This is a genomic window from Actinoplanes hulinensis, assembly GCF_019429605.1.
Classification (GTDB): domain Bacteria; phylum Actinomycetota; class Actinomycetes; order Mycobacteriales; family Micromonosporaceae; genus Actinoplanes; species Actinoplanes campanulatus.
Genome location: NZ_JAHXZI010000005.1, coordinates 332,189 through 355,492 on the forward strand (window position 1 = coordinate 332,189; position 23,304 = coordinate 355,492).

The 23,304-nt window shown below is 71.6% G+C and carries 20 protein-coding genes; 11 read left to right on the top strand and 9 right to left on the bottom strand.

What is annotated here, in order from left to right; genetic code table 11:
• Nucleotides 1-120 precede the first annotated feature (120 nt).
• From KZ829_RS12120 to KZ829_RS12135, 4 genes are all read left to right on the top strand, one after another.
• Nucleotides 121-1,125: a tripartite tricarboxylate transporter substrate-binding protein gene (locus tag KZ829_RS12120; RefSeq protein WP_220143942.1), complete on the top strand. Its 1,005-nt coding sequence runs from the start codon at nt 121-123 to the stop codon at nt 1,123-1,125.
• Nucleotides 1,126-1,575 (top strand): tripartite tricarboxylate transporter TctB family protein, encoded by a 450-nt coding sequence (locus KZ829_RS12125; RefSeq protein WP_220143943.1) that lies wholly within the window; start codon nt 1,126-1,128, stop codon nt 1,573-1,575.
• Nucleotides 1,575-3,080: a tripartite tricarboxylate transporter permease gene (locus KZ829_RS12130; protein WP_220143944.1), complete on the top strand. Its 1,506-nt coding sequence runs from the start codon at nt 1,575-1,577 to the stop codon at nt 3,078-3,080. Before KZ829_RS12125 ends, KZ829_RS12130 begins: the two co-directional genes overlap by 1 nt.
• A 192-nt stretch (nt 3,081-3,272) precedes the next feature.
• The gene (locus tag KZ829_RS12135; RefSeq protein ID WP_220143945.1) at nt 3,273-4,379 is read left to right on the top strand and encodes a hypothetical protein; all 1,107 of its coding nucleotides are present in this window, start codon (nt 3,273-3,275) and stop codon (nt 4,377-4,379) included.
• A 6-nt stretch (nt 4,380-4,385) separates the two neighbouring features.
• Here the strand turns inward: KZ829_RS12135 and KZ829_RS12140 are convergent, their stop codons facing one another.
• From KZ829_RS12140 to KZ829_RS12150, 3 genes are all read right to left on the bottom strand, one after another.
• Nucleotides 4,386-5,951 (bottom strand): MFS transporter, encoded by a 1,566-nt coding sequence (locus KZ829_RS12140; RefSeq protein ID WP_308285446.1) that lies wholly within the window; start codon nt 5,949-5,951, stop codon nt 4,386-4,388.
• Entirely contained in the window at nt 5,941-6,585 is a 645-nt protein-coding gene (locus KZ829_RS12145; RefSeq protein WP_220143946.1) for an LppX_LprAFG lipoprotein, read from the bottom strand. The genes KZ829_RS12140 and KZ829_RS12145 overlap by 11 nt, the downstream gene beginning before the upstream one ends.
• Nucleotides 6,586-6,686: 101 nt before the next feature.
• Nucleotides 6,687-9,497 carry a sensor histidine kinase gene (locus KZ829_RS12150; protein WP_220143947.1) on the bottom strand — a complete coding sequence of 937 codons (2,811 nt, stop codon included), beginning with the start codon at nt 9,495-9,497 and terminating at the stop codon, nt 6,687-6,689.
• Nucleotides 9,498-9,642: 145 nt separating this feature from the next.
• On the opposite strand from KZ829_RS12150, the gene KZ829_RS12155 reads away from it, so the two are divergent.
• Nucleotides 9,643-10,302: a hypothetical protein gene (locus tag KZ829_RS12155; protein WP_220143948.1), complete on the top strand. Its 660-nt coding sequence runs from the start codon at nt 9,643-9,645 to the stop codon at nt 10,300-10,302.
• Nucleotides 10,303-10,356: 54 nt separating this feature from the next.
• A complete protein-coding gene (locus tag KZ829_RS12160) occupies nt 10,357-11,688 on the top strand; it encodes a serine/threonine-protein kinase (protein WP_220143949.1) in 1,332 nt (443 codons plus the stop codon).
• Here KZ829_RS12160 and KZ829_RS12165 read toward each other — a convergent pair.
• Together KZ829_RS12165 and KZ829_RS12170 are read right to left on the bottom strand one after the other, a co-directional pair.
• Nucleotides 11,685-12,206, bottom strand: coding sequence for a superantigen-like protein SSL4 (locus tag KZ829_RS12165; RefSeq protein WP_220143950.1), 522 nt, complete (start codon nt 12,204-12,206; stop codon nt 11,685-11,687). The genes KZ829_RS12160 and KZ829_RS12165 overlap by 4 nt on opposite strands.
• On the bottom strand, nt 12,191-12,757 hold the full coding sequence (locus KZ829_RS12170) for an RNA polymerase sigma factor (RefSeq protein ID WP_308285447.1): 567 nt from the start codon (nt 12,755-12,757) through the stop codon (nt 12,191-12,193). The genes KZ829_RS12165 and KZ829_RS12170 overlap by 16 nt, the downstream gene beginning before the upstream one ends.
• 200 nt (nt 12,758-12,957) lie before the next feature.
• On the opposite strand from KZ829_RS12170, the gene KZ829_RS12175 reads away from it, so the two are divergent.
• Together KZ829_RS12175 and KZ829_RS43940 are read left to right on the top strand one after the other, a co-directional pair.
• The gene (locus KZ829_RS12175) at nt 12,958-13,449 is read left to right on the top strand and encodes a beta-class carbonic anhydrase (protein WP_220143951.1); all 492 of its coding nucleotides are present in this window, start codon (nt 12,958-12,960) and stop codon (nt 13,447-13,449) included.
• Nucleotides 13,446-13,571, top strand: a complete 126-nt coding sequence (locus KZ829_RS43940) for a hypothetical protein (RefSeq protein WP_281428094.1) — start codon at nt 13,446-13,448, stop codon at nt 13,569-13,571. Before KZ829_RS12175 ends, KZ829_RS43940 begins: the two co-directional genes overlap by 4 nt.
• A gap of 160 nt (nt 13,572-13,731) precedes the next feature.
• Here KZ829_RS43940 and KZ829_RS12180 read toward each other — a convergent pair whose 3' ends face one another.
• From KZ829_RS12180 to KZ829_RS12190, 3 genes are all read right to left on the bottom strand, one after another.
• Complete coding sequence (locus tag KZ829_RS12180; RefSeq protein ID WP_220143952.1) at nt 13,732-14,433, bottom strand: GNAT family N-acetyltransferase; 702 nt, start codon at nt 14,431-14,433, stop codon at nt 13,732-13,734.
• 244 nt (nt 14,434-14,677) lie between these two features.
• Nucleotides 14,678-15,565: a diacylglycerol/lipid kinase family protein gene (locus KZ829_RS12185; protein WP_220143953.1), complete on the bottom strand. Its 888-nt coding sequence runs from the start codon at nt 15,563-15,565 to the stop codon at nt 14,678-14,680.
• On the bottom strand, nt 15,562-17,124 hold the full coding sequence (locus tag KZ829_RS12190; RefSeq protein WP_220143954.1) for an FAD-binding oxidoreductase: 1,563 nt from the start codon (nt 17,122-17,124) through the stop codon (nt 15,562-15,564). Before KZ829_RS12190 ends, KZ829_RS12185 begins: the two co-directional genes overlap by 4 nt.
• Before the next feature lie 17 nt (nt 17,125-17,141).
• Between KZ829_RS12190 and KZ829_RS12195 the strand changes: the two genes are divergently transcribed.
• Both KZ829_RS12195 and KZ829_RS12200 read left to right on the top strand, forming a co-directional pair.
• Nucleotides 17,142-17,735, top strand: coding sequence for a TetR/AcrR family transcriptional regulator (locus KZ829_RS12195; protein WP_220143955.1), 594 nt, complete (start codon nt 17,142-17,144; stop codon nt 17,733-17,735).
• Nucleotides 17,732-19,282 carry a glycerol-3-phosphate dehydrogenase/oxidase gene (locus KZ829_RS12200; protein ID WP_220143956.1) on the top strand — a complete coding sequence of 517 codons (1,551 nt, stop codon included), beginning with the start codon at nt 17,732-17,734 and terminating at the stop codon, nt 19,280-19,282. Before KZ829_RS12195 ends, KZ829_RS12200 begins: the two co-directional genes overlap by 4 nt.
• Nucleotides 19,283-19,322: 40 nt before the next feature.
• On the opposite strand, the gene KZ829_RS12205 is transcribed toward KZ829_RS12200, so the two are convergent.
• Nucleotides 19,323-21,332: a M6 family metalloprotease domain-containing protein gene (locus tag KZ829_RS12205; protein WP_220143957.1), complete on the bottom strand. Its 2,010-nt coding sequence runs from the start codon at nt 21,330-21,332 to the stop codon at nt 19,323-19,325.
• Nucleotides 21,333-21,437: 105 nt separating this feature from the next.
• Here KZ829_RS12205 and KZ829_RS12210 point away from each other — a divergent pair, with 105 nt between their 5' ends.
• Nucleotides 21,438-23,207, top strand: a complete 1,770-nt coding sequence (locus KZ829_RS12210; protein ID WP_220143958.1) for a CocE/NonD family hydrolase — start codon at nt 21,438-21,440, stop codon at nt 23,205-23,207.
• Nucleotides 23,208-23,304: the final 97 nt, after the last annotated feature.

Below are 23,304 nucleotides of genomic sequence, written 5' to 3' on the forward strand. Positions count from 1 at the left end.
TTTTCGATTAACATAGCGGCACCTGGCCGCACTCGGCAAGGTGGCTCCTCTAGTGATCAACCTCGATATGCGAATACGGTCATCGAGGAAGTTCCGAGGCTTCGACAAGGAGGTCGAAACATGGGTACGCGCAGGCCGCGGATAATCGCCGCGCTCGCCGCCGTGTCGCTCGCCGCCGCCTGCTCCCCGGGCGGCGACGGCGGGGACGGGGACACCACCGGCTATCCCGAACAGAACATCACCATCGTCGTGCCCTTCAGCGCCGGCGGCCCCACCGACACCGTCACCCGGATGATCGCCGACCCGATGGCCGAGGCGCTCGGCGGCAAGATCGTCGTCCAGAACGTCGAGGGCGCCGGCGGCACGGTCGCCGCCGGCCAGGTCGCCCAGGCCGAGCCGGACGGCTACACCGTTCTCATGCACCACATCGGCATGTCCACGGCGCCAGCCCTCTACAAGGACCTCGGCTACCAGCCGCTCGAGGACTTCGCGACCGTCGGGCTGGTCACCGAGGTGCCGATGACCGTCGTCGCCCGGCCGGACTTCCCACCCGCCACCCTCGCCGACCTCACCGCCTACGTGAAGGCCAACCAGGACAAGGTCACCCTCGCCAACGCCGGGCGCGGCGCCGCCTCCCACCTGTGCGGGCTGCTCTTCCAGTCGGCGGCCGGGGTCAAACTCCAGGAGGTGCCCTACCAGGGGACCGGGCCGGCGCTCACCGACCTGGTCGGCGGGCAGGTCGACTTCATGTGCGACCAGACCACCAACACCAGCGGCCAGATCACGGCGGGCAAGATCAAGGCGTACGCGGTGACCACCCCGGAACGGGTCAAGAGCCTGCCCGACGTGCCCACCACCACCGAGGCCGGGATGCCGCAACTCCAGGTGAGCGTGTGGCACGGGCTGTACGTGCCGGCCGGAACGCCGCCGGAGGTCGTCCAGAAACTGTCCGGGGCGCTCCAGAAGGCACTGGCCGACCAGGCGGTCATCGACCAGATGGCGGAACTCGGCACCGCGCCGGTCACCGCCGCCGACGCCACCCCGGAGACGCACCGCGCCCATCTGGAGGAGCAGATCGAGACCTGGGGCAAGGTCATCGCCGACGCCGGCGTACAGGCCTCGTAGATGCAGCGCCGACGGTCACTCCCGGACGTGCTCGCCGGGGGAGTCTTCGCCGTGATCGGCGGCGCGTTCGTGGTGGGGTCGCTCGGCTACGACCGGGGGACCCCGCTACGGATGGGCCCCGGCTACTTCCCGCTGCTGGTCGGCGCGATCGTGACCGTCCTGGGCCTGGCGATCGTGGTGAAGGGCCTCGTCGCCGGATCCGGCCTCCCGTTCGAGGCCGTCCCGTGGCGCGCCATCGTGCTCGTCACCGTGGCGGTCGTGTTCTTCGGCGTCTTCGTCCGGACGCTCGGTTTCGTCCCCACGTCCTTCGTCACCGCGCTGCTCACCGCGTTCGCCGGCCGGCGGGTCCGGCCGCTCACCGCCCTGGCCGTGGCCGCCGGCCTCACCGTGGCCGCCACGCTCATCTTCATCGTCGGGCTCCAGCTGCGGCTCCCGCTGTGGGGCTGGTGATGGACCTCCTCGACAACCTCGTCCTCGGCTTCTCCACCGCCCTGCTCATCCAGAACGTCCTCTGGTGCTTCGTCGGAGTGCTGCTCGGCACCGCCGTCGGCGTGCTGCCCGGCATCGGCCCGACCGCCACGGTCGCCATGCTGCTGCCGATCACCTTCGAGTTCGAACCGGTCACCGCACTCATCATGCTGGCCGGCATCTACTACGGCGCCCAGTACGGCGGCTCCACCACCGCCATCCTGATCAACCTGCCCGGCGAGTCGTCGGCCGCGGTCACCGCCCTCGACGGCCACGAGATGGCCCGCCAGGGCCGCGCCGGACCGGCCCTCGCGGCCGCCGCGATCGGCTCCTTCGTGGCCGGGACGGTCGCCACCGTCGTCCTGGCCGTCGCCGCCCCGCCGCTGGCCGCCGTCGCCCTCGAGTTCGGCCCGGCCGACTACTTCGCGCTCGTCCTCTTCGGACTCATCGTATCGATCACCCTGGCCCGCGGCTCGCCGCTGAAAGCCCTCGCGATGATCGCGCTCGGCATCCTGCTCGGCACGGTCGGCCAGGACATCTACACCGGTACGCCGAGGTTCGTCCTCGGCCAGCGCGAACTCTACGGCGGCATCGACTTCGTGTCCGTCGCCGTCGGCATGTTCGGCATCGCCGAGATCCTGCGCAACCTGGAGAACGAACGGGACCGCCCGGTTCTGCTGGGTCAGGTCGCGGGTCTGTGGCCCACCCGGGAGGACCGCCGCCGCATCGTCGGCCCGATCCTGCGCGGCACCGGGCTCGGCGCGGCACTCGGCGTCCTGCCCGGCGGCGGCCACGTGCTGTCGTCGTTCACCTCGTACGCCGTCGAGAAACGCATCTCGAAACGGCGGGCCGAGTTCGGGCACGGCGCCATCGAGGGCGTGGCCGGCCCCGAGTCGGCCAACAACGCCGCCGCGCAGACCTCGTTCATCCCGCTGCTCACCCTGGGACTGCCCGCCCACCCGGTGATGGCGCTGATGGTCGGCGCGTTCATCGTGCACGGCATCACCCCCGGCCCCAACGTGATCAACGACGAGCCGGAGCTGGTCTGGGGCCTGATCGCGTCCATGTGGATCGGCAACGTGCTGCTCGTCCTGCTGAACCTGCCGCTGATCGGCATGTGGGTGCGGCTGCTGCGCATCCCGTACCAGGTGCTCTTCCCGATGATCGTGCTGTTCGCCGTGATCGGCACCTACTCACTGGGCTTCAACGAGTACGACGTCTACGCGATCGCCTTCTTCGGCCTGCTCGGCTACGTCCTCATCAAATGCGGCTGCGAACCGGCCCCACTGCTGCTCGGCTTCGTCCTGGGCCCACTGCTGGAGGAGAACCTGCGCCGCGCTTTGATCATCTCCCGCGGCGACCCCACCGTCTTCCTGTCCCGCCCGATCTCCGCCGGCCTCCTGCTCCTGACCGCCGCGGCCCTGATCGTGGTCGCCCTTCCCGCCATCCGCCGCCGCCGCGAAACCGTCTTCACCGAGGAGGACTGACCGGTCCCGTGCCGGTCCTTCGTGGTCGAGGTCCGCGTTTCGCTTCCAGCTCCTTCTTCTTGTACGCGCGTCCTCGTCCCGCCGCCCGATCGTGTGCGGCCACCCGCCGGGCGATGATCAACCCGGCGAGGCGTGCGGAGAGGCCTTTCGATACAGTCGCCTCCCGGGTGAGGGAAAGGCTGATCGAGGAACATGGCTGAGGACGGGACGGGCTCCGAGCCTTCGGAAGAGGCCGGCGCGGCCACCCCTGAGCCGTTGCGGGCCGACACCGAGCCGGACGGCCCCCCGGCCGGTGACACAGCGCCGGATGACCCCTCGTCCGGCGACACCGACAAGACCGAGCATGCGCCCCTCGCTCAGTGGGCGAGCCGGGCCGGAGCGCGCTCCCAGCCGGCGACCGGATCGGCGGAGCTCCAGGCGCCGACCGACCCGTGGCCGGAACCGATCCAGGGCCTGGGGGCGCCGGCCGACCATGCGGCGGTCGATCACCTGGAGACGCTCAGCTACGTTCCGCCGCCGGCCCTGCTCGCGGCCCCGGTCGCCGCCCCGGAGAAGCTCTCCGCCCGCGGTCTGATCGCCATCCTGGCGGTCACCACGTTCGTCCTCCTGGTCGCCGCGGCCGGACTCGTCGGGGCCGTGCTGGCGGAGACCGGGAACCGCCGGGACACGCCCGCCGCCTCCCGGTCGTCCGCGGCCGGCGCCGCGACCCGCGAGTCCTCCCCGGCCGAGGGCGCCAGGCCCACCCCGTCGACCGCCGTCACGGACGACCTGGAGCCGATCCCGTCCGGCCCGGTCGCGCAGGGCATCCCGCCGGCGACCATTTTCGACATGGACGAGATCTGCCGGGGTGAGACCTACTGGCCGATGCTGCCGAAGCGGACCGGCAAGGCGCCGCACCCGACGCTCGTCTACGGCGACACGGGCGACCAGAGCCGGCTGGCGTACACGATGTTCAACACCTGGTTCCTGAAGTCGAAGGACAAGGAAACCGCCTGGTCCTACGACAAGCCCCCGACGACGATCCAGCTGGTCGCCTGCGTGGACCGGGTGGCGACCGGCGCCAAGGTCCGCACCTGCACCGACCCCGAGCGCTTCGAGGGGACCGGGGTGCTGTATCGCGCTACCTACCGCGTGCACCTCTACGAGACGGCCACCGGCAAGAAGCTCCTGGACAAGAAGTTGGAGGCGAAGGACATCTCCTGCCCGCATGTGGTCCGCCTCGAGCCGGACAAGAAGCTCTACATGGAGATCACCGAGCCCACCCTCGTCGCGACCCTGGGCAGATTCGTCGAGAAGTAGCGCCGGTCAGATCCGGCCGCGTACGGCCCGGATCTGACCACCGGGATCGGCACCGGCGGCAGCGGGCCGGCCCGACAGCAGCAGCCCGAGCAGCGCACCGACCACGCAGGCACCGGCCGTGACCAGGAAGATCTCGCGGTACTCGGTTTGCAGGGCGGCCTTGACCGCCGCCTCGTAGACGGCGAGCCGGGCCTGGTACTCGGCCGGGTCGACGCCGAACGGCAGCGGGGTGTCGAGTGTCGCGGTCAGCGTCTGGAAGCGGTGCAGCCCCCACGCGGTCAGCGTGGCGACACCGAGCAGCATGCCGACCATCCGGGCCACGACCGCGGCCGCGGAGGCCACCCCGTGCCGGTCCGGCGGGGTGACACGCAGCACGGCCGCGGCGAGCGGCGCGATCACCAGGCCGAGACCGAATCCCGCGACGACGAGGTCGGTGTCCGGGCGGGGCAGGAACCCGGCGTAGCGCACGGCGAGCACATCGGTCGGCCAGTGCGCGATCAGCACGTACCCGAAAGCCGCCGTGAGCAGCCCGGTCAGGGTGACCAGCCGCTCGCCCAGGCGAGCGAGCAACACGCCGCCGAGCAGGGCCCCGACGGGCAGGGCGACCAGGAACCGGGTGAGCAGCAGCGTGCCGCCGAACGCGTCCTTGCCGAGCAGTGTCTGCGCGATCAACTGGACGTCGACGAGGGTCACCATCAGTGCGGCGCCGGTGCAGAAACTCGCGCCGAGCGCGGCGAGAAAAGGCGCCATGCCCACGCCCGCGGGATCGAACAGCTTCGTTCGGGTCCGGCTCTCCCACCAGACGAAGATCAGGAGTACGGCCACCGCCGCGCCGATCGCGACGGGACCCCAGTCCGGCAGCACCGAGTCCCGCGGATCCGGGTTGTAGAGCCCGGCGACGAGCAGAGCCAGCCCGGCGGCGAGCAGGATGCCGCCGATCACGTCGACGCCGGGGCGTTCCCGGCCGGCGGCGGTTTCGCGGGGCAGCGCGATCAGCACCGCGACGATGGCCAGGACGGCGAGGGGGATGTTGATCCAGAAGATGCCCCGCCAGCCGATCAGTGCCGCGACCGCGCCGCCGTAGATCGGGCCGAGCACACTGCCCAGCTCCTGCGCGGCGCCGACCGTGCCGAGAGCCACCGCGCGACGGCGCCGTTCCGTCCAGAGATCGCCGGCGAGAGCCATCGTCACCGGCAGCAGCGCGCCACCGGCCAGCCCTTGCAGGACCCGGCCGGCGACCAGCCAGTACAGCGACTCGCCGGATCCGGCGGTGACCGCCGACCCCACCGCGAATCCGGCCAGGCACGCGACGATGACCGCGCGGCGGCCGAACCGGTCGGAGACCGAGCCGAGCAGCGGCATCCCGGCCACGTACCCGAGCAGGTAGCCGGTCACGATCGGGGTGGCACGCTCCAGCCGGTTGAGCGGGATGTGCAGGTCGCTGAGGATGTCGGTGAGGACGGTCACCACGACGTACGCGTCGAGGGCCCCCAACAGCACGGCGGCGCCACCGACGCCGATCGCCAGCCGCCGCCGCGCCACCGGCCCGGTGGCCGTGGCGTCAGGGAGCACTGATCACCGCCGGCACGTCGAACTCCTCGAACGTCACCGTCACCGAGCCGCCCGGCAGCGTGAAGGCCGCCTTGAGCAGGCGCTTGTCGGCGTCGGCGATCCACAGTTTCGTCGGGATGGTGCCGGTGAGGCCGGGGATGAGCCCCGCCAGCCCGGTGCCTGTCGTGTCCGCGGCGACCCGCCAGGCGTCCTTGCCGCCGACGGCCTCCGCGGCCTCGGTCTCGGGGCTGGTCACGGATTCGAGCATCGTGACGACGCCGCGCTCGGGATCGAGGATGGCCGACGGGTCGTAGACGGTGGCCGCCAGCGTGAGCGGCAGCGTCTGGTAGTCGCCGGTCGGCCCCTTCAGATAGAGCGTGTCGCCGACGATCACGAACTCCAGCTCGACGGTCGAGCCGGCCTGCTCGATCTGCGCCGTGCCCTTCGCGTTGCCCTCCCTGGTCAGGGTGCCCTCGGCCCGTCGCAGGCTGAGCCCGGCGATCTCACCGTCGGCGACGATCAGGAAGCGCGTGGTCTTGACCTCACGCATCGCCACCGCGCACTCCTGCACCAGAGTGGCGCCGTTCGGCAGGCTCGCCGTGTCGTCGTTCTTGTCGCGAGTGCACGCGACCAGCGAGAACAGAACGACGGTCAAGGCAAGCAGGGGGCGAAGTCGGGCCATAGAGCGAATGCTAGACCCGCCCGGCGGTCAAGGTGTGATGCTGACCCGCCGTGGACGGTCGGTCTGGTCATGAATCAGCGGGGCAGGGTCACGGTGAATGTGGTGCCGCCGGTGGGTGCCGGTTGGGCGGTGACGGTGCCGTCGTGTGCGTCGACGATGGCTTTGGTGACGGCGAGGCCGAGGCCGGTGCCTTTGATTTTGCGGTCGGTCGCGGTGGTGGCACGGAAGAAGCGGGTGAAGAGTTTGGGGTATTGCTCGGCGGGGATGCCGATGCCGGTGTCGCTGATGCTGATGCTGACGGTGGTGTCGTCGGCGTGTGCGGTCACGGCGGCGGTGCCGCCGGCGGGTGTGTACTTGATGGCGTTGGAGAGCAGATTGTCGACGACCTGCCGGAGCCGGGGGGCGTCGCCGGGCACCACTGGCAGTGGGTCGATGTCGATGGTGACGGTGACCGATTGGGTTTCGGCGTGGGGTCGGTGGTCGTGTACGGCTTCGCGTAGCAGCCGGTCCAGCCGTATGGGTTTGAGGTCGATGGTGGTTCGCCCGCTGTCGAAGCGGGCGAGGTCCAGTAGGTCTTCGACGAGGTGGTTGAGGTGTTCGCTGGTACGCGCGATGACGGCGAGACCGGGTTGGTCGGCCAGGCCGGGTTCGTCGCGTAGCGCGTCGGTGTAGGCGGCGATGATGGCGATGGGGTTGCGTAGTTCGTGACTGACGACGGCGACAAGTTCGTCTTTCATCCGGTCGAGTTCTTGCAAGCGGCGTACCTGGTGCTGTTCCTGGGCGAGTAGTCGTTCACGTTGGTCAGCGAGTTCCCGGCGTTCGGTGATGTTCGTGGCCACGCCGTCGATGTAGAGGTGGCCGTTCGTGCGGCGGGGGACGGCGCGCATCCACACCCAGCGGGTGACGCCGTCGAAGCCGACCATCCGGCATTCGCATTCGGCCGGCTCGCCCGTCGACGTCTGCTCGTGGTATCGCTGAAATATCTCCCGGTCGTCCGGGTGCACGAGCTCTCTGATGGTGGTTGCCGCATCCGTGCCGGTGGGCAGGGCGCCGCCGAAGATGCCTTTTCCGCCGACGCTGGCGTAATGTGAGCGGACCTCGCCGGACGGGGTGATCTCGACGGTCCAGAAGGAGTCGTTGACCTGCTCGATGACTCGGTTGAAGTCGCGGCGGGCGGCGGCCAGCGCGAGGGTGAGGTCCTCGGCGCGGCGCCGTTCCACGAAACGGCCGATCTGTCCGGCGATGTCGCGCAGCATGACGAGGATCTCGTGGTCGCGATCGATCGCGGCATCGGTGAAGAACACGAGCGCACCGGCCACCCCGTGACCGCAGAGCACCGGTACACCGATCCCCGTCCGCAGCCCGGCCTGGTAGCCGGCCCGCACCCGGCCCCGGTGGGGGAAGGTGAGGTCGCGGATCAGGTCGGTGCTCCAGATTTCGATGCCGCGTTCCCAGACGGCGCCGGCCAAGGCGTGGCCGCGGGTGACGGCCCGCGTACCTTCGTTCCGGAAGCCTGTCAGGTCGGTGCCGGGCCGGCTCCAGCAACTGGCCCGGACGATCAGGTTTCGTTCCTCGTCGACCTCCCAGTATTCGGCGCAGGCCCACTGCAGTTCCGCGGCGACAGCCGCCGCGGCCGCGGCCGCGGCCTCCTGTGCTGAGGTGGCCTCGGAGAGCGCGCTCGCGACGGCGTACCGGCAGCGGCGCAGCAGTTCGGCGCGGCGAGCCTCAGTGACCTCGTGCACCGCCTCCACGGCGCCGAGGCGCCGCCCGTCCGCGGTTTCGACCGGCCGGGAGTTGGTGAGGAAGTAGCGTGGTGGCCGGCCCGGGACGACGATCGCGTTCTCCTGGCGCCGCACGATCTCACCCCGGTAGGCGCGGGCCAGCCCGACGTCTTCCGGCCGCATCGGAGTATGCCCGTCCGGCTCGAACAGATGGTAGGTCCGCGGCCACGACTCCGGCCCGAGCGGCCGCATCTCCAGGCCGTGGATCTCCTGCATGGCTCGGTTGAACTGGGTCAGGACGCCCCGGCTGTCGCAGGCCACCACCCCGACGTCCAGGCTGTTCAGCACCGCCTGCAGGAAGGCCCGTTCGTTCTCCAGCTCGGTGCGCGCCACGGTCCGCTCGGTGATGTCGTGCATGAACATGCTGAACACCGGCCGGCCGTGCTCGTCGTTCATGTACAGGGATATCTCGACCGGGATCTCCCGGCCCCGCTTGTTCAGCAGCGCCAGTTCCAGCCACTGCCCGGCCAGCTCGGAGGTTCCGGTACGCCGGGCCTCGGCCAGCCTCTGTTCGTGCCGGTCCCGGTACCTCGGCGGCACGAGCAGGTCGGTGGTGCGCTTCCCCAGGACTTCAGCGGCGGACCAGCCGAACAGTTGCTCGGAGGACCTGTTCCACCCGATGATCCGCCCGTCGGCATCCATCGACAGGTAGGCCTCGATGGCGTCGTCGAGCATCCTCTGCAGCCGTTCCGCGGAGTGCCGTGCGGCATCGCACGCGGTGAGCAACGCGATCTCCGACTCGGCGGTCTCGGCCAGATCGAGCAGGTTCTGCAGCTCGTCGTCGGTCCACTGCCGCGGCACGACATCGGCCACGAAGAACACGCCGGGCGACTCCCCGTCCGGCCCCCGCAGCGGATACCCGGCGTAGGCGACGGTCTCGTGTTTCCGGACCGCCGGGTCCCGGCTCAGCCGCGGGTCGGCGTCGCAGCGGGCAACGATCAGCGGATTGCCCTCGCCGGCCACGTACCGGTTGCACGGATGCGACTCGTTCGGGTCCGTGCCGGGCCGGGACACTCCCGCGATCGGGACATGCAGCTGCCGCACGGCCATCCGGGCCAGCCGGTCCAACCCCGGCGCCAGGTCCGTCTTCTCGCAGACCTCCACCTTCAGGGGATCGGCGGGATCGCGCTCTTGCTGAGCGGGTGCGGCGCATCCGAAACGTCAGACGATCCCGGGCGACGGTGAACGAAAGCGGGCCGCGGTGGGACAGATGAGAGGACAGCCCTACAAAGAAGGAGTCAACGCCGTCATGCGCATCTCTTCGCACCTCCACCGGCTCGGCGCAGCCGTGTTGCTCGGACTCGTCCTACTGTCGGCCGGCACCTCCGGCGCCGCGTCGGCGGCCGCTGGGCCGCCGTCCCTCACGGCCGGCGCCGCCTGCGAGGGCGCGGTGGTCCACTCCGTCGACGCCGCACAGTTCGGCACGCTGCCGCCCCTGTGCATCGCGGTCGGCGGGGTCGTGCGTGTCGTCAACACCGGACCCGGGTCGCTGCTCGCGCGGCCCGCCACCATGGTCGACTGCTTCTACGCGGCGGGCACCTACCAGTGCCGCCTGATCCGCACCGGCACCGTGCGCCTCACGCTGGCCGCGGATGGCCGGGAGCTGCTCGTCCGGGTGCCCGCGGCGGTACCCGGACAGCCGTCGACGGCCTGCTCGCCGGCGGGCAGCGTGGTCGATCTCGACACCACCGACGAGTTGCGCTGGTGGTCGCCGTGCCTGCGGATCGGCGCGACGCTGCGGGTGGTCAACCTCGGGCCCGGCCTGCTGACGGTCACCCCTGCCGGGGCCGTGAACTGTTACTACGAGGCCGGCATCCACGCCTGCCAGTTCCGCCGGCCGGCCAGTGTCGTCTTCACCGCTGCGGTCGACGCGGCGACACGCTCCGTGACGGCCGTCGCGGTCCGTTAGCCGTCTAGCGATCGGCGTCTATGGTCGAGCCGTGACGGGTGAAGTTGCGCCATCATGACCGGCCTACGGCAGATCGGCGGGTACCGCATCGAACGGTTGCTCGGCGCCGGGTCGTTCGCCACCGTGTGGCTCGGCCACGACCCGGCGCTGGACGCATACGTGGCGATCAAGGTGCTGGCCGAGAACTGGGCCCACGACCTGCGGGTCCGGGAACGTTTTCAGCAGGAGGCCCGGCTGCTGTGGCGGCTTGCCGACGAACGGGTGGTGCGGGTGTACGCCGTCGGCGAACTGCCGGACGGCCGCCCGTACTCGGTCATGGAATTCGCCGAGGGCGGCAGCCTGCGCGACCGGCTCGAACAGGGTGAGCTGCCGCCCACCGTGGCCCTGCGGGTACTGCGGGAAATCGCCGCGGGCGTCGCGGTGCTGCACCGGCACCGGATCGTGCATCGCGATCTCACACCCGGCAACATCCTGTTCCAGACAGCGTCACCAGGACCGGAGCGGGTACTGATCGCCGACCTCGGCCTGGCGAAGGCGCTTGCCGCCGCATCGGGGCTGACGGCGCGCGCCGGCACCCCCGGCTACATGGCTCCGGAACAGGACGACCACCTCGCGGCGGTGGACACCAGCGCCGACGTCTACGGGCTGGGACGGCTCGGCACCCGGCTGCTGAGCACACAGCAGAGCACCGGGCGGTCGCGGATGCGTCCGGGCGTACCCCCCGGGGTCGCGGCGCTCCTGCACCGGGCGACGGCGCGTAACCCCCGGGATCGACCTCCGGACGCCGCCGCGTTCGCGGCGGCGCTCGACCGGGCCGTCGGGAACAGCACCGGTGGCGCGTTCACGCCGTTCGGGCGCGCGGCGGCCGTCATCGCGGCCGTCGTGGTCCTGGCCGGCGTCCCGTCCGAGGCCGCCCACCCCGAGGGCATGCGTACGGCCCGTGACGGTACGGGGCAGCTGACAGTGGTGCTGCCCGCCGGATGGCGTGCCGCGGGGTCCGGCTGGGCCGGTCGCCTCGACAGGGACGGCGGGCTGGAACCCGCTCTGGTGATCTCCCCGGATCCAGCGCGCTGGCGTACCGATCCGGGTGTGCCCGGCGCGTTCATCGGACTGTCCCGCAGCGCCGGGGCACGTACGACGGCGGCCGGTTTCGTCGCGGAGCATCCGCACGCACGCTGCGCCGCGGCGCCGGTCCGGCACACCCGGCAGTCCGGTGCCGAATGGGTGGTGGCGCGCTTCAGCTGCACCGGCCCCAAGCCGGTGATCATCGAGGCGGTCCGGCCGGACACCCGATCGGCGGCCCTGGTGTACGTGCAGATCGCCCTCGAACCGGAGACGAGCGACGAGGAGGTCGACGCGCTGCTCGGCGGCGTCGGCACGACCTAGCGGACCACCACCGTGATGTCATGGGTCCTGCCGCCCTGCGGGATCGTCACGACGACAGTGCCCTTACGCACGAAACGCACCTCGACGACGCCGGCCTCGTAATGCTGCGCGACCAGTTCCGGCGAGTCGGTGGTGACCTCGCCCGGCCCGATGTTCTCGATGCGAAGCACCGCACCAACCGCCAGGCACATCGCGGGAACCAGAGCCAGCTCGTCCGCGGCCGCGTCGATGGTGTGGACGACCGCGCCTTCACAGGACGGTGACGCCGGAGGCCGGGCGGACGTCCGGCTCGGGCTCGGGGTGACGCGGGGGCGGCGCGACGGCGACGAAGTGGACGCGAGGGAGGGCCGGGGCGGCGACACGCTCGGGGCTCTGCTCGCCGGCCCGCCGGCCGCCGACCGTACCGGTGCCGTTCCGGTGGCGGCCTCGGTCGGTAGCGGCGAGACCGGAGACTCGGCCGCGCATCCCGCCACGGCCAGCGACGCGGCGAGCACACCGACCGTCAGCCGGCCGCGCATCCGGTTTCCCCGGGCGGGGCCAGCCGCAGCCGCAGCTGTGAACGGCCATGGTGAATGCGGGATCTCACGGTGCCCTCCGGTACCGCGACAAGCGCGGCGATGTCGGAGTAGCTGAGGTCGAGCAGATCCCGCAGGACGACCGCCTCGGCAAGATCGGGTCGTAGCCGCTCCAGCGCGTCGAGCAGATCCAGGCGGGTTCCCGCCACCACGCTGGTCCTGCGCGGGTCGGGACGATCGGGCAGCGGCACTCCACCCGATTCGGCCAGGAAGCGGCCGCGTAGCCTCTGATAGGTCGACCTGGCGCGGTTGGCGGTCAGACGGTAGAGCCAGGTACGGAACGACGAGCGGCCCTCGAAGCCGCCGATCGACCTGGTGAGCGCGAGCAGCGCGTCCTGACACGCGTCCTCGGCGTCTTCACGGTTCGGCAGGAACCGGGCACATATCCGGAGCATGTCAGGTCGCAGCACGGTCAGCAGGGCATGCAGCGCGGTGGCGTCGCCGGCGGCGGCCGCGTGTGCCAGCTCTTCGACCTCGGCGGCTCGGCTGTCCACCAGCCCAGCCTAGACACGCCGCACCAGTGCCGGGTCCACTGCGGACGCAACCGGCCACGGTGGCTCCGGCTGACCGTCAATGGCTGGTTCCTGGCGCCTCGAAAGAGCGCCCTCCTCTTATTGCAGTAAACCTATGGGCTCAATAGGATTCTGTTGCGCGTTCGCCGGCACGGCGATCCGCAACGTAGGCGGGAGAGCTCATGACGGTCACCGATGAACTGCTGGTCAACGCCGGACGCTATGCCGCGGCGTTCAACCGGGGCGAGCTGCCCCTGCCCCCGGCGCGGAAGGTCGCGGTGGTCGCCTGCATGGACGCGCGCCTGAATCCGTACGGGCTGCTCGGCCTCACCGAGGGCGACGCGCACGTGATCCGCAACGCCGGTGGGGCGGTCACCGGCGACGTGCTGCGCAGCCTGGCGATCAGTCAGCGGCTGCTGGGCACCACGGAGATCATCCTCATCCATCACACCGACTGCGGCATGCTGACGTTCACCGACGACGAGTTCAAGGCCGCCGTCGAACGCGAGACCGGGCTGCGGCCGCCGTGGGCGGCCGAGGCCTTCACCGATCTCGACGAGGACGTCCGCCAGTCGATCCGGCGCATCCGGGCCGACCCGTTCGTGCCGGTCAAGGAGTCGGTCCGCGGCTTCGTCTACGACGTGACCACCGGCGCGCTGCACGAGGTCAAGTGACCGTCACCCGGGCCGGCACGATGCGCGCGATCCAGGTCGGCCGCTTCGGCGGCCCGGAGGCGCTGGAACTCGCCGAGCTGCCCGATCCGGTCCCGGGTCCAGGCAGCTGCTGGTCCAGGTGACCGCAGCGGGGGGCAACTTCGCCGACACGAGCCGGGTCGCCGGTCCTGCCTTCCCGCCCCGCGCTGCCGTTCGTGCCCGGCGCCGAGGCCGTCGGCACCACCACCCACCGGGACCTGCTTGACCGCCGTACCGCCGGCAAGGTGATCCTGCGTCCCGGGTTTACCGGGTCCTCCTCGCATCCTCCTCGTTCCAGACGGAGATGATGCCTTCCCCGTGCCTTTCAACGGCTGACGCACGCGCCTCATCGAGCGAACTCGCGAAGACTCGAAAATGGATCTTTGGTTGACCTTGGATCTTCACCGTCCCTACGTACTCCCGTACCAGCTCACCGTCCTTCTCGGGGTTGGGAAGCGAGTACAGCACTGAGTCGCGCCAGGCGCCGTCGGTGAAGACGTGGTTTCGGATGCGGCCGTCGGGGGTGAAACCGAGGCGGGCGAGGAGTCGCTGCGAGGTGTGGTTTCCGGGACCGCAGGCAGCTCGGATGCGATGCAGGTTGAGGGTCTTGAAGCCGAAGTCGATCATGAGGGTGGCGGCTTCGGTGGCGTAGCCCTTGCCCCAATCCTCATGACGGATGGCGTAGCCGAGTTCGCCGCTGCGGTCACGGCCCAGCCCCATGCGGGCGAAGCCGATGAGCGTGTCGGTGCTGTCGGTGACGGCCAGGTAGTACTCGGGCCGCGGCGAGGTCCGTGCTCGGGCGATGTCCTGCGCGAGCCGTTCGGCCTGGGTGTCACGGTCGCGGACGTCGAAGCTGAGCGTGCGGACGACCTCCTCGTCCCCGACGACCGCCATGGAGGCGTCGAGGTCATCCGAGCGGAATTCACGCAGGGTGAGCCGTGGACCGGTGAGGGTGACGGGATACACGGCTCGACCCTAGGCCGTCGTGGCACGGCTGTCCGCCCCGCCCGGGTTGGGCCTGGGGGCGAGTCGACCCTGCTGTCCTTGGTGGACGCGAAGGGTGACCCGACCGGCATCACCGGCCTGTCCTACCGCGATGCCACCGGCACCGTGAAGAAGACCGGCAAGGCCAGGCAGCGCGATCTCAGCCCCGACCGGGAGCCTCGTCGTGCGGTCGGTGCGTACGTGGCGGGAACCCTGCCTGCACGGTTCAGGTGGGCTGGGGCGCGCCGATGAGCCGCAGGTCCCCCGGCCGGACCGAGACAGCGACGGGGCCGCTACCGAGCGGTTCACCGTCGGCGTACACCGGTAGTGGGCGGTTCGCCGTGACGGTGACCGTCCGGGCTCGGCGGGTTTCGATGCCGGGCAGCTCCAGGTGGGTGCCGTGCCGGAGCGCGGCGAGCGCCCTCAGCATCCGGCCTCGCGGCAGGGCCCCGACGGTGACGATGTCCAGCAGGCCGTCGTCGAGCCGGGCGTGCGGTGCGACCCGCAGGCTACCGCCGTACCACGGTGCGTTGGCCACCACGACGGTGTGCCCGGTGAACGAGGTGGTCTGCCCGTCCACGGTCAGCGTGTACTCCACCGGGCGCCACCCCGCGATGACGGCCAAGCCGGCGAGCTGGTACGCGATCGGGTGGCGCGGTAGCCGGCGCCGGTTCGCCAGGTCGTTGGCGGCTGCATCGATGCCGATGCAAGCGCTGCCCGCGACCACCCGGCCGTTCGCCTCCGCCACGTCGATCGGCCGGCCGGGCAGCGTACGCAGGGCCTGAGCGGCAGCGGCCGGATCGGCCGGCAGCGGGGCGCAGCGGGCGAAGTCGTTGCCCCGCCCGGCGGGCACGACCGCCAGCTCGGCATCGGAGCCGACCAGGCCGGCGGCGACCGCGCCCACGACGCCGTCGCCGCCGACCGCCAGGACGGTGTGTCCCGCGGCGGCGGCCGCGGCGCCGAGCTCGGTGGCGTGGCCGAGCGAGCGGGTGTACGACACGGTCACCGCGGCCCCGCTCTCCCGCAGCGCGGTTGCCAGCCGGGTGACGTGGACGGCCGCCGTGCCCGCACCGGCCGCCGGGTTGACCACGGCGGTGAACCGGTCGCGGTTCACGGCAGCAGGATGCCCGGGTTGAGGATGCCGTGCGGGTCGAGCGCCTGTTTCACGCCATGCAGGGCGGCCACGCCGACGTCCCCGATCTCGCGGGTGTACCAGGGGCGGTGCGCGCGGCCGACGCCGTGGTGGTGAGTGATGGTGGCCCCGGAGGCGGCGATGGCGTCGCTGGCCGCGGCCTTGGCCGCCTGCCACTGCGCGACCGGCTCCTCGGCCTGGGCCGCGACCACGGTGAAGTACAGCGAGGCACCGCTGTCGTACACGTGCGAGATGTGGCACAGCACCAGCGGCGGCGTGCCGGCGCCGGAGAGGTTCTCCATCAGGGCGCCGCGCACGGCGGCGTAGGTCGCCGGCAGCCGGTCCCAGAACGTCGCCGTCTCCAGCGTCTCGGCGATCGCACCCGCGTCGAGCAGGGCGTCACGCAGGTAGGGCGCCCGGAAGCGCCCCTCCTGCCAGGACTCACCGGGCCCGGTCCCGAGCGGGGTGCCGCCGAGCTCGGTCAGCCGCCGTTCGAGCGCGGCGGTACGGCCGGCGACATCCTCGGCGGTGCCCTCGACGCCGACGACGGCCAGGCAGCCGCCGGCCTGCGGGCCGCCGGTCGCCGCGTTGATCGCCGTCTCGGTCTCGTCCGACAGCCGCAGCACGGTGGGCAGTGGCCCGTCCTGGGCGAGCGCGCGCACCGCGTGGGCGCCGGCGTCGAACGACGGGAAGCTCCAGCCCGTGTAGTGGTGTGCCCGCGGCGCCGGGCGTACCCGTACGGTCAGCTCGGTGATCACACCGAATGCGCCTTCCGAGCCCAGCAGGAGTTGGCGGAGGTCGGGGCCGGCGGCCGACTCCGGGGCCCGGCCGGTGTCGAGCAGCCCGATCGGGGTGGCCGCCCGCAGGCCGACGACCATCCGGTCGAACCGTCCATACCCGGCGGACGCCTGGCCGCTGGACCGGGTCGCGGCGAAGCCGCCGAGGCTGGCGTACTCGAAGGACTGCGGGAAGTGCCCGAGCGTGAAACCCTCGGCCGCCAGCAACCGCTCGGCCCGTGGCGCGCGCACGCCGGCCTCGAAGGTCGCGGTCCGCGAGACCCGGTCGAGGTGCACCAGGCGGTCGAGAGCGGCGAGGTCGACCGCGAGCACGCCGGCGAAACCCTCCCGGCGGGCGGCGAGGCCACCGACCACCGAGGTGCCACCGCCGAACGGGACGACCGCCACCCGGAGCCGGGAGCAGACGGCCAGCAGGTCGGCCACCTGCTGCTGGGTGGCCGGCCGGGCCACCGCGTCCGGGGCGTCGTCGGCCTGCCCGGCCCGCAGCCGTAGCAGGTCCTCGGTGGATTTGCCGGCGGCGTGCGCCAGCCGGGCCTCGTCGTCGGTGGCGACCTCGGGGCACACCGAGCGCAGCTCCTTCAGAACCGTCTCGCTCAGGGTGCCGGCCGGCAGGGCGGCGGTCGCGGCAGCGGGGCGAGAGCCGGTCACGCCGAGAGCCGCGCTGAGCAGGCCGCGTACGTCGGAGGACAGGGTTACGGCGTCGGCGGGGGTGCCCCATCGCGCCACGTCGCGCAATTCATTCATGAGTTACACTGTTACACATGACGTCGAATCGTCACACCCTTGGAAGCCGTACAGATGAAGATGTGCTTCTCGACGCGGCGCGCGACTGTGTGCTCGCGGTAGGGCTGCGCCGCACCACGCTGACCGACGTCGCCCGGCGGGCCGGCGTCTCCCGGATGACGATGTACCGGCGGTGGCCCGACATGGCGACGCTCGTCGCCGACCTGATGACCAGGGAGTGGGGCGATCTCGCCCTCCAGGCGCAGGCGAGCGCCACCGGCCGGCACACCCGCGAGCGCCTGGTGGACGGGCTCACCGGCGGGGCCCGGGGACTCCGCGACCACCCGGTCTTCCGCCGTATCGTCGAGCTGGACCCCGAGGTGCTGCTTCCCTACCTGGTGGACCGGCGCGGCACCAGCCAGGACCGGATGCTCGCCGCCCTGCTCGTCACGATCGCCGAGGGTCACGCCGACGGATCGGTCCGGCCCGGTGCGCCCGAGCTGCTCGGCCGTGGCCTGCTGCTGACCCTGCACGGCTTCGTCATCTCCATCGGCACCATGACCGACCAGGTCACCTCCGCCGACCTCGACAGTGAGCTGCGCCTGCTCCTAGACCGGTACCTGGCGCCGTGACCGCCGCCGCAACCGCGCTGACCGCCGCGCGCCGCGCCCGTGACCTCGCCGAGCTGGCCGCCGGCGAGACCGTCGACCTGCTTGTCGTGGGCCTGGGGGTGACCGGGGCCGGTGTCGCGCTCGACGCCGCCTCCCGCGGGCTCACCGTGGCCGCCGTGGACGCTCACGACCTCGCGTTCGGCACCTCCCGCTGGAGCTCCAAACTCGTCCATGGCGGATTGCGCTACCTGGCCGGCGGCCACATCGGCCTGGCGTACGAGAGCGCGGCCGAACGCGACGTGCTGCTGCGCCGCGTCGCCCCGCACCTGGTCAGCCCGCTGCCCTCGGTACTGCCGCTGACCCCGCTGACGCCCGCCGTACCGGCGGCGCTGGCCCGCGCCGGCCTCGCCGCCGGTGACGTGCTGCGGGCCGCGGCCGGCACTCCGGCCGGCATCCTGCCCCGGTCCCGGCGGATCGCGCCGGTAGAGGTGCACCGGCTGGTCCCGGCGGTGCGGCGCAGCGGTCTGCGCGGTGGCCTGCTCGGCTGGGACGGCCAACTCGTCGACGACGCACGGCTGGTCGTCGCGCTGGCTCGCACCGCCGCCGGGCACGGAGCCCGGGTGATCACCCGGTGCCGCGTCGAGCAGTTGCACGGCCGAGGCGCCACCGTGTTCGACACGCTCACCGGCGAGCACCACGAACTGCATGCCCGCGCGGTCATCAACGCCACCGGCGTATGGGCGGACCGGCTCGACCCGGGAGTCCGGCTACGCCCGTCCCGCGGCACGCACCTCGTGCTGCGCCCCGGGGCCCTCGGCCGGCAGCTCGCCGGCCTCACCGTGCCGGTTCCCGGTACGACGAGCCGCTTCGTCTTCGTGCTGCCCCAGCAGGACGGCTACAGCTATCTCGGGCTGACCGACGAGCCGGTCGAGGGCCCGGTGCCGGACGTCGCCGAGCCGAGCGCCGCCGAGCGGGGCTTCCTGCTCGACGTCCTGGCCACGGTGCTCGACACCCCGCTGTCGGACGCCGACGTGGTGGGCGCGTTCGCCGGCCTGCGGCCCCTGCTCGCCGGCGCCGCCGGAAGCACGGCGGACCTGTCCCGGCGACACGCGGTACGCGTCTCGCCGGACGGGATGACCACCGTAGTCGGCGGCAAACTGACCACGTACCGTCGGATGGCCCGCGATGCCGTCGACGCCGCCCTCACCGCGGCCGGACTGCCCGTGGGCCGGTGCCGTACCGCCCGGCTGCCCCTGGTCGGGGCCGCGCCGGCGCAGGACCTGGCCCGGCTGGGCGCGCCCGCCCGGCTCGTCGCACGGTACGGGACCGAGGCCTCGGAACTGGCCGCCCTCGCCGAGCACGACCCGGACCTGGCTGGCCCGGTCGCCGAGGGTCTCGTGGTGACGGGGGCGGAGCTGCTCTGGGGCGTCGTTCGGGAGGGAGCGCTCGACGCGGACGACCTGCTCGACCGGCGTACCCGCATCGGTCTTGTGCCGGCCGACCGGGCCCGGGCCCGGGCCGCCGCCGAGGCGATGATCGAGCGAGGCAGGGCGGCCACCACAGCCTGAGCAGCCGAGCCGACGCCGCCCCGCCTCGGTGTCCAGGGCGTCATCGTCGCACGGTGCAGGAGGTCACCGCGGTCGCGCCCGGGTCGCTCTCCGACCTGACCTCGACCGCCACCGCCGGCAGACCCTTGACGTAGACCTCGGCCGAGGCCGACTGACGGCCCGCTACCCCGACGACCGCCCGGGGCAGTACTCCCCCCGGCGCGGAGATCCGGAAGACGTCGGCGTTCCGGCCGGTGTTGCGGATCGGGATCGTGCACCGGGCCCAGCCGGACGGCCCGGGTCGGGCGGTGGCCGGCGACGCCTTCACACCGCGGGCCGACGGCCCGGCGCCGTCGAGGGAGCGGACCGCGACCTCGTACGAGAGCACGCCGTGCCGGTCCCGCTTCCGGTCCAGGACGTAGAAGTGCAGCCGGTTGGCCGTGTCCGCGTACTCGAAGAGGCTGCCCGATCCGGTGCCGGCGTGGAACAGCGCGTCGGAGAGCTGCCGGTAGTCGCCGATGGTCATCTTCTGCGGCGTGCCGTCCGGCAGTACGAAGTCGACCTTGTCGATGTCCTGCGGGTTGGCGTCGATGGTCCAGATGAACGGCGCGGCGTCCGCGTTCTTCGTCTTGGCCAGCAGCACGCCGGAGTCCGGGGTGAACGAGTCGAAGCCCATCCGGTCGACTACTTCGAGGGTGTAGTTGTCGTATCCGCCGCCGTCGCAGTACGGGTCCGTCGCGGTGTTGCAGGCGGGGCCGCGGTCGCCGCCGTCCAGGGTGACGTTGATGCCGGCCAGCCGGCGAGGGCCGGGATCGACCGCGCGTGCCGTCACCCGGGTCACCACGACGCCGGACTCGGCCAGTGCCGCGCGGGAGAGCCTCAGCACCGCGGTGTCGTCGACGATGCCGAGCTTCATCTTGTTGCGCAGCATGTGCTGTGCGCCCATCGACGAGCCCGCGGTTCCCGGGATCAGCCACCGGCTGTGCGGTCCGCCGGGGCCGTTGAACGTGCCGCGGCTCAGCATCTCCCACGGTCCGCTGTAGTCGCGGCGCGCCGGTACGGAGTACGGGTTGTTGTAGTTGTCGCCGATGCCGAGGATGTGGCTGAACTCGTGCGCGTACGTCGACATGCCCGAACTCTCCGCCTGCAGTGAGCTGCCCTGGGTGGCGTTCGGCCAGATGTTCGCCGAGGCCTGCCAGGAGGTCCACTCGACGTAACGGGTCGCGTTCCAGTTCGGCAGCGACTCGTCCGGCGGGCCGAACTCCTCGCTCACGTCCGCCTTGGTGGTGAACTTCATCGGGCCGAACTCCTGCCAGGTGGCCGACTCGTCCTGGCCGGCCGAGAGGAAGAACACGAATTCGTACGAGGCCGCCTCCTGCTCGCCGACCGCCGCGATCCAGGCGGCGCGCGCGTCGGCACGCAGGTCACGCCCGCATACGTCGTCGGCCGGGCAACCCAGTCCACGCTGCATGGAGTTCTCGATGCCGTATTCGTGGCTCGCGTGCGGCATCTGGTACACACCGAACGCGCTCAAGTCGATGCCGAAGCGCCCGTTCGAGTCCTCCATCCAATATTCGTGGATGGTGTGGCCCCGGTTGAGCGCCCCCGGCTTGTTCAGAAAGTCCCGGTAGAACGCCGGCACTTCGGAGCGGTCCAGATTCTGTACGCCGGACGGGTTCCCGTAGATCGTCGAGTTCGCCGGTTGCGTGACCACGAACGGCTGGTTCGGGTAGTCGACCAGCACCAGCGCCCCGTTGAAGGTGCGTTCCGAGCCGCGCACCGCCGGGTCGGCCCAGTCGGTGCCCGGCACAGCCCGGTAGTCGTCCCAGGTCATCGTGTCCGGCAGTTCGTACCGCTGGGGGTCGACCGGCTGCGGCGCGCCTGCCAGGCCGCCCAGGGTGCCCGCCTCGTCGAGCTGCCAGGGCTGGGTCTGCGGCCAGTGCCGCATGCGCCACGGCGTGTCCGGATCCCCGGCCGGCGGCGCGGCCGTCGCCGGTGCGGCGTTGAGGGCGCCGGCCACCACAAGCGCCGCTACGGACAGTGCCGAGAACAACCGTCGCCCCGTCGTCATGGCGCCATCCTGGCAAATTTATCGACCACTCTCAATGGAGCGATGCGGCACGCCGGCGCGCTAGCGTCAGGACGGTACAGATGATGTTCGATGTTTGGAGGTCGGATGAGTTTACGCGGACGGGCAGCAGCAGCCGCCGGCGCGCTGATCACGGTTGCCACTCTCGCGGTAGGTGGCCCGGCGACCGCCGCCGCTGTCTCGCCGCCGGGCGTCACCCACGAGGAGAACCCCCGCGTACCGGAGGGCGCGGTGTGGACGGAAGCCTACTTCCCGTCCGCCGACAACAGCGGCGTCGAGCTCCACGCCGACGTCCTGCGGCCGGCACACCTGCCGTCGCGCGCCCGGACGCCGGTGATCCTCGCCGTCAGCTCGTACTTCAGCCACGCGGGCCAGACCGGCCCCGAGGGGTGGACCCGTACCGGCCCGTCCAGCCGGTTCGCGGACTTCACCAGCGGCACCGGCCTCTTCGCCCGCGGCTACACCTACGTCATGGTCGACCTGCGCGGCTTCGGCGGAAGCACCGGCTGCCTCGACTGGATGGGCCCGGGTGAGCAGGCCGACGTCAAGGCCGCGATCCAGTGGGCGGCGACTCGATCGTGGTCGACGGGCAAGGTGGGCATGTATGGCAAGTCGTACGACGCCGTCACCGGGCTCGTCGGCAACAATCTGCGCCTGCCGGCCCTGAAAGCCGTCGTGGCTCAAGAGCCGGTGTGGGACATGTACAACTACCTGTTCAGCAACGGGGTTCCCCGTCCCAACGTGACCGGCACTCCGAACGCCTACAACAGCATCGCCACGATGACGCCGCTACCCGACGACACCGGTCGCTACAAGGCCAACGCGGCGTACGAGCAGAGCCACCCCGAGTGCCTGGCCGACAACCTCACGAACAACAACAATCCCGACCCGGACTCGTCCTACTGGCGCGCCCGGAACCTCGCCGCCCAGGCCAAGGGCACGAACACCCCGCTCTTCGTCACGCAGGGCTTCATCGAGAACAACACCAAGCCCGAGGACATGCAGGAGTTCCTCGACAACCACCACGGCGTCGAGAGGGGCTGGCTGGGGCAGTGGGAGCACGTCCGCGGCAACGAGACCAACGATCAGGGTCAGCTGCTCATGGGCCGCGCCGGGTTCTTCGACGAGGTCATGCGCTTCTACGACCGCTACCTGAAGGGCATCCGCCCGGCGGTGCACGACCCGGCCTACGCCGTCGAGGACAACACCGGCGCGTGGCGCGCCCAGCCGACCTGGCCGGCGCCTTCCTCCAACACCGGCGCGGCCCTGGTCGACGGGCAGTACGTCGATGACGGAATCGCCTCGACACTGGCCGCGCCCGCCGGCCAGGAGTGGGACATGGAGCACTACACGGATCCCGCTCCGCCCGCCGCCAAGGGTCTCGCGCCGACGTCCAGCTATTTCACCTGGTCCACGCCGGTCGAGTCCCGGCTGCGGATCACTGCCACACCGCGGATCACGTTGCACGCGAGCGCGCCGGGCAATGTCATGGTGCGGCTGTGGGACGTCGCCCCGGACGGGACCGCGGTGATGTTCGACGAGAACGTAGCGCTGATCGAACGAGCGGGCCGGGTGGCGTTCGACCTGAAGTCCACGGATTGGACCCTCGAGGTGGGCCACCAGCTGGGTGTGCAGATCGGGACGATCGGCAGCGGGAACTGGCGCGACACCCCGAGCGGCAACACGATCGAGATCACCCGCGCGCGGCTGAACCTCCCGCTGCAGAACCCGCGGTTCGACGTGCCGACCCAGGGTGACCGGTCGCCGTTCCTCGACACCTACCTGAGGCAGTACACCCGCACGCTCACCGACGTCGGCGAGGGAACCTTCCCGCTCACCCTGCGCCACCGGTCCTGACGAGCCGGCAACGGCGTGGGGGGGCCCCCCCCGCCCGCCCCCCCCCCCCACACGCCGGGGGGGTGGGCCCCCCCCCCCACCCCGGGGCCCCCCAGGG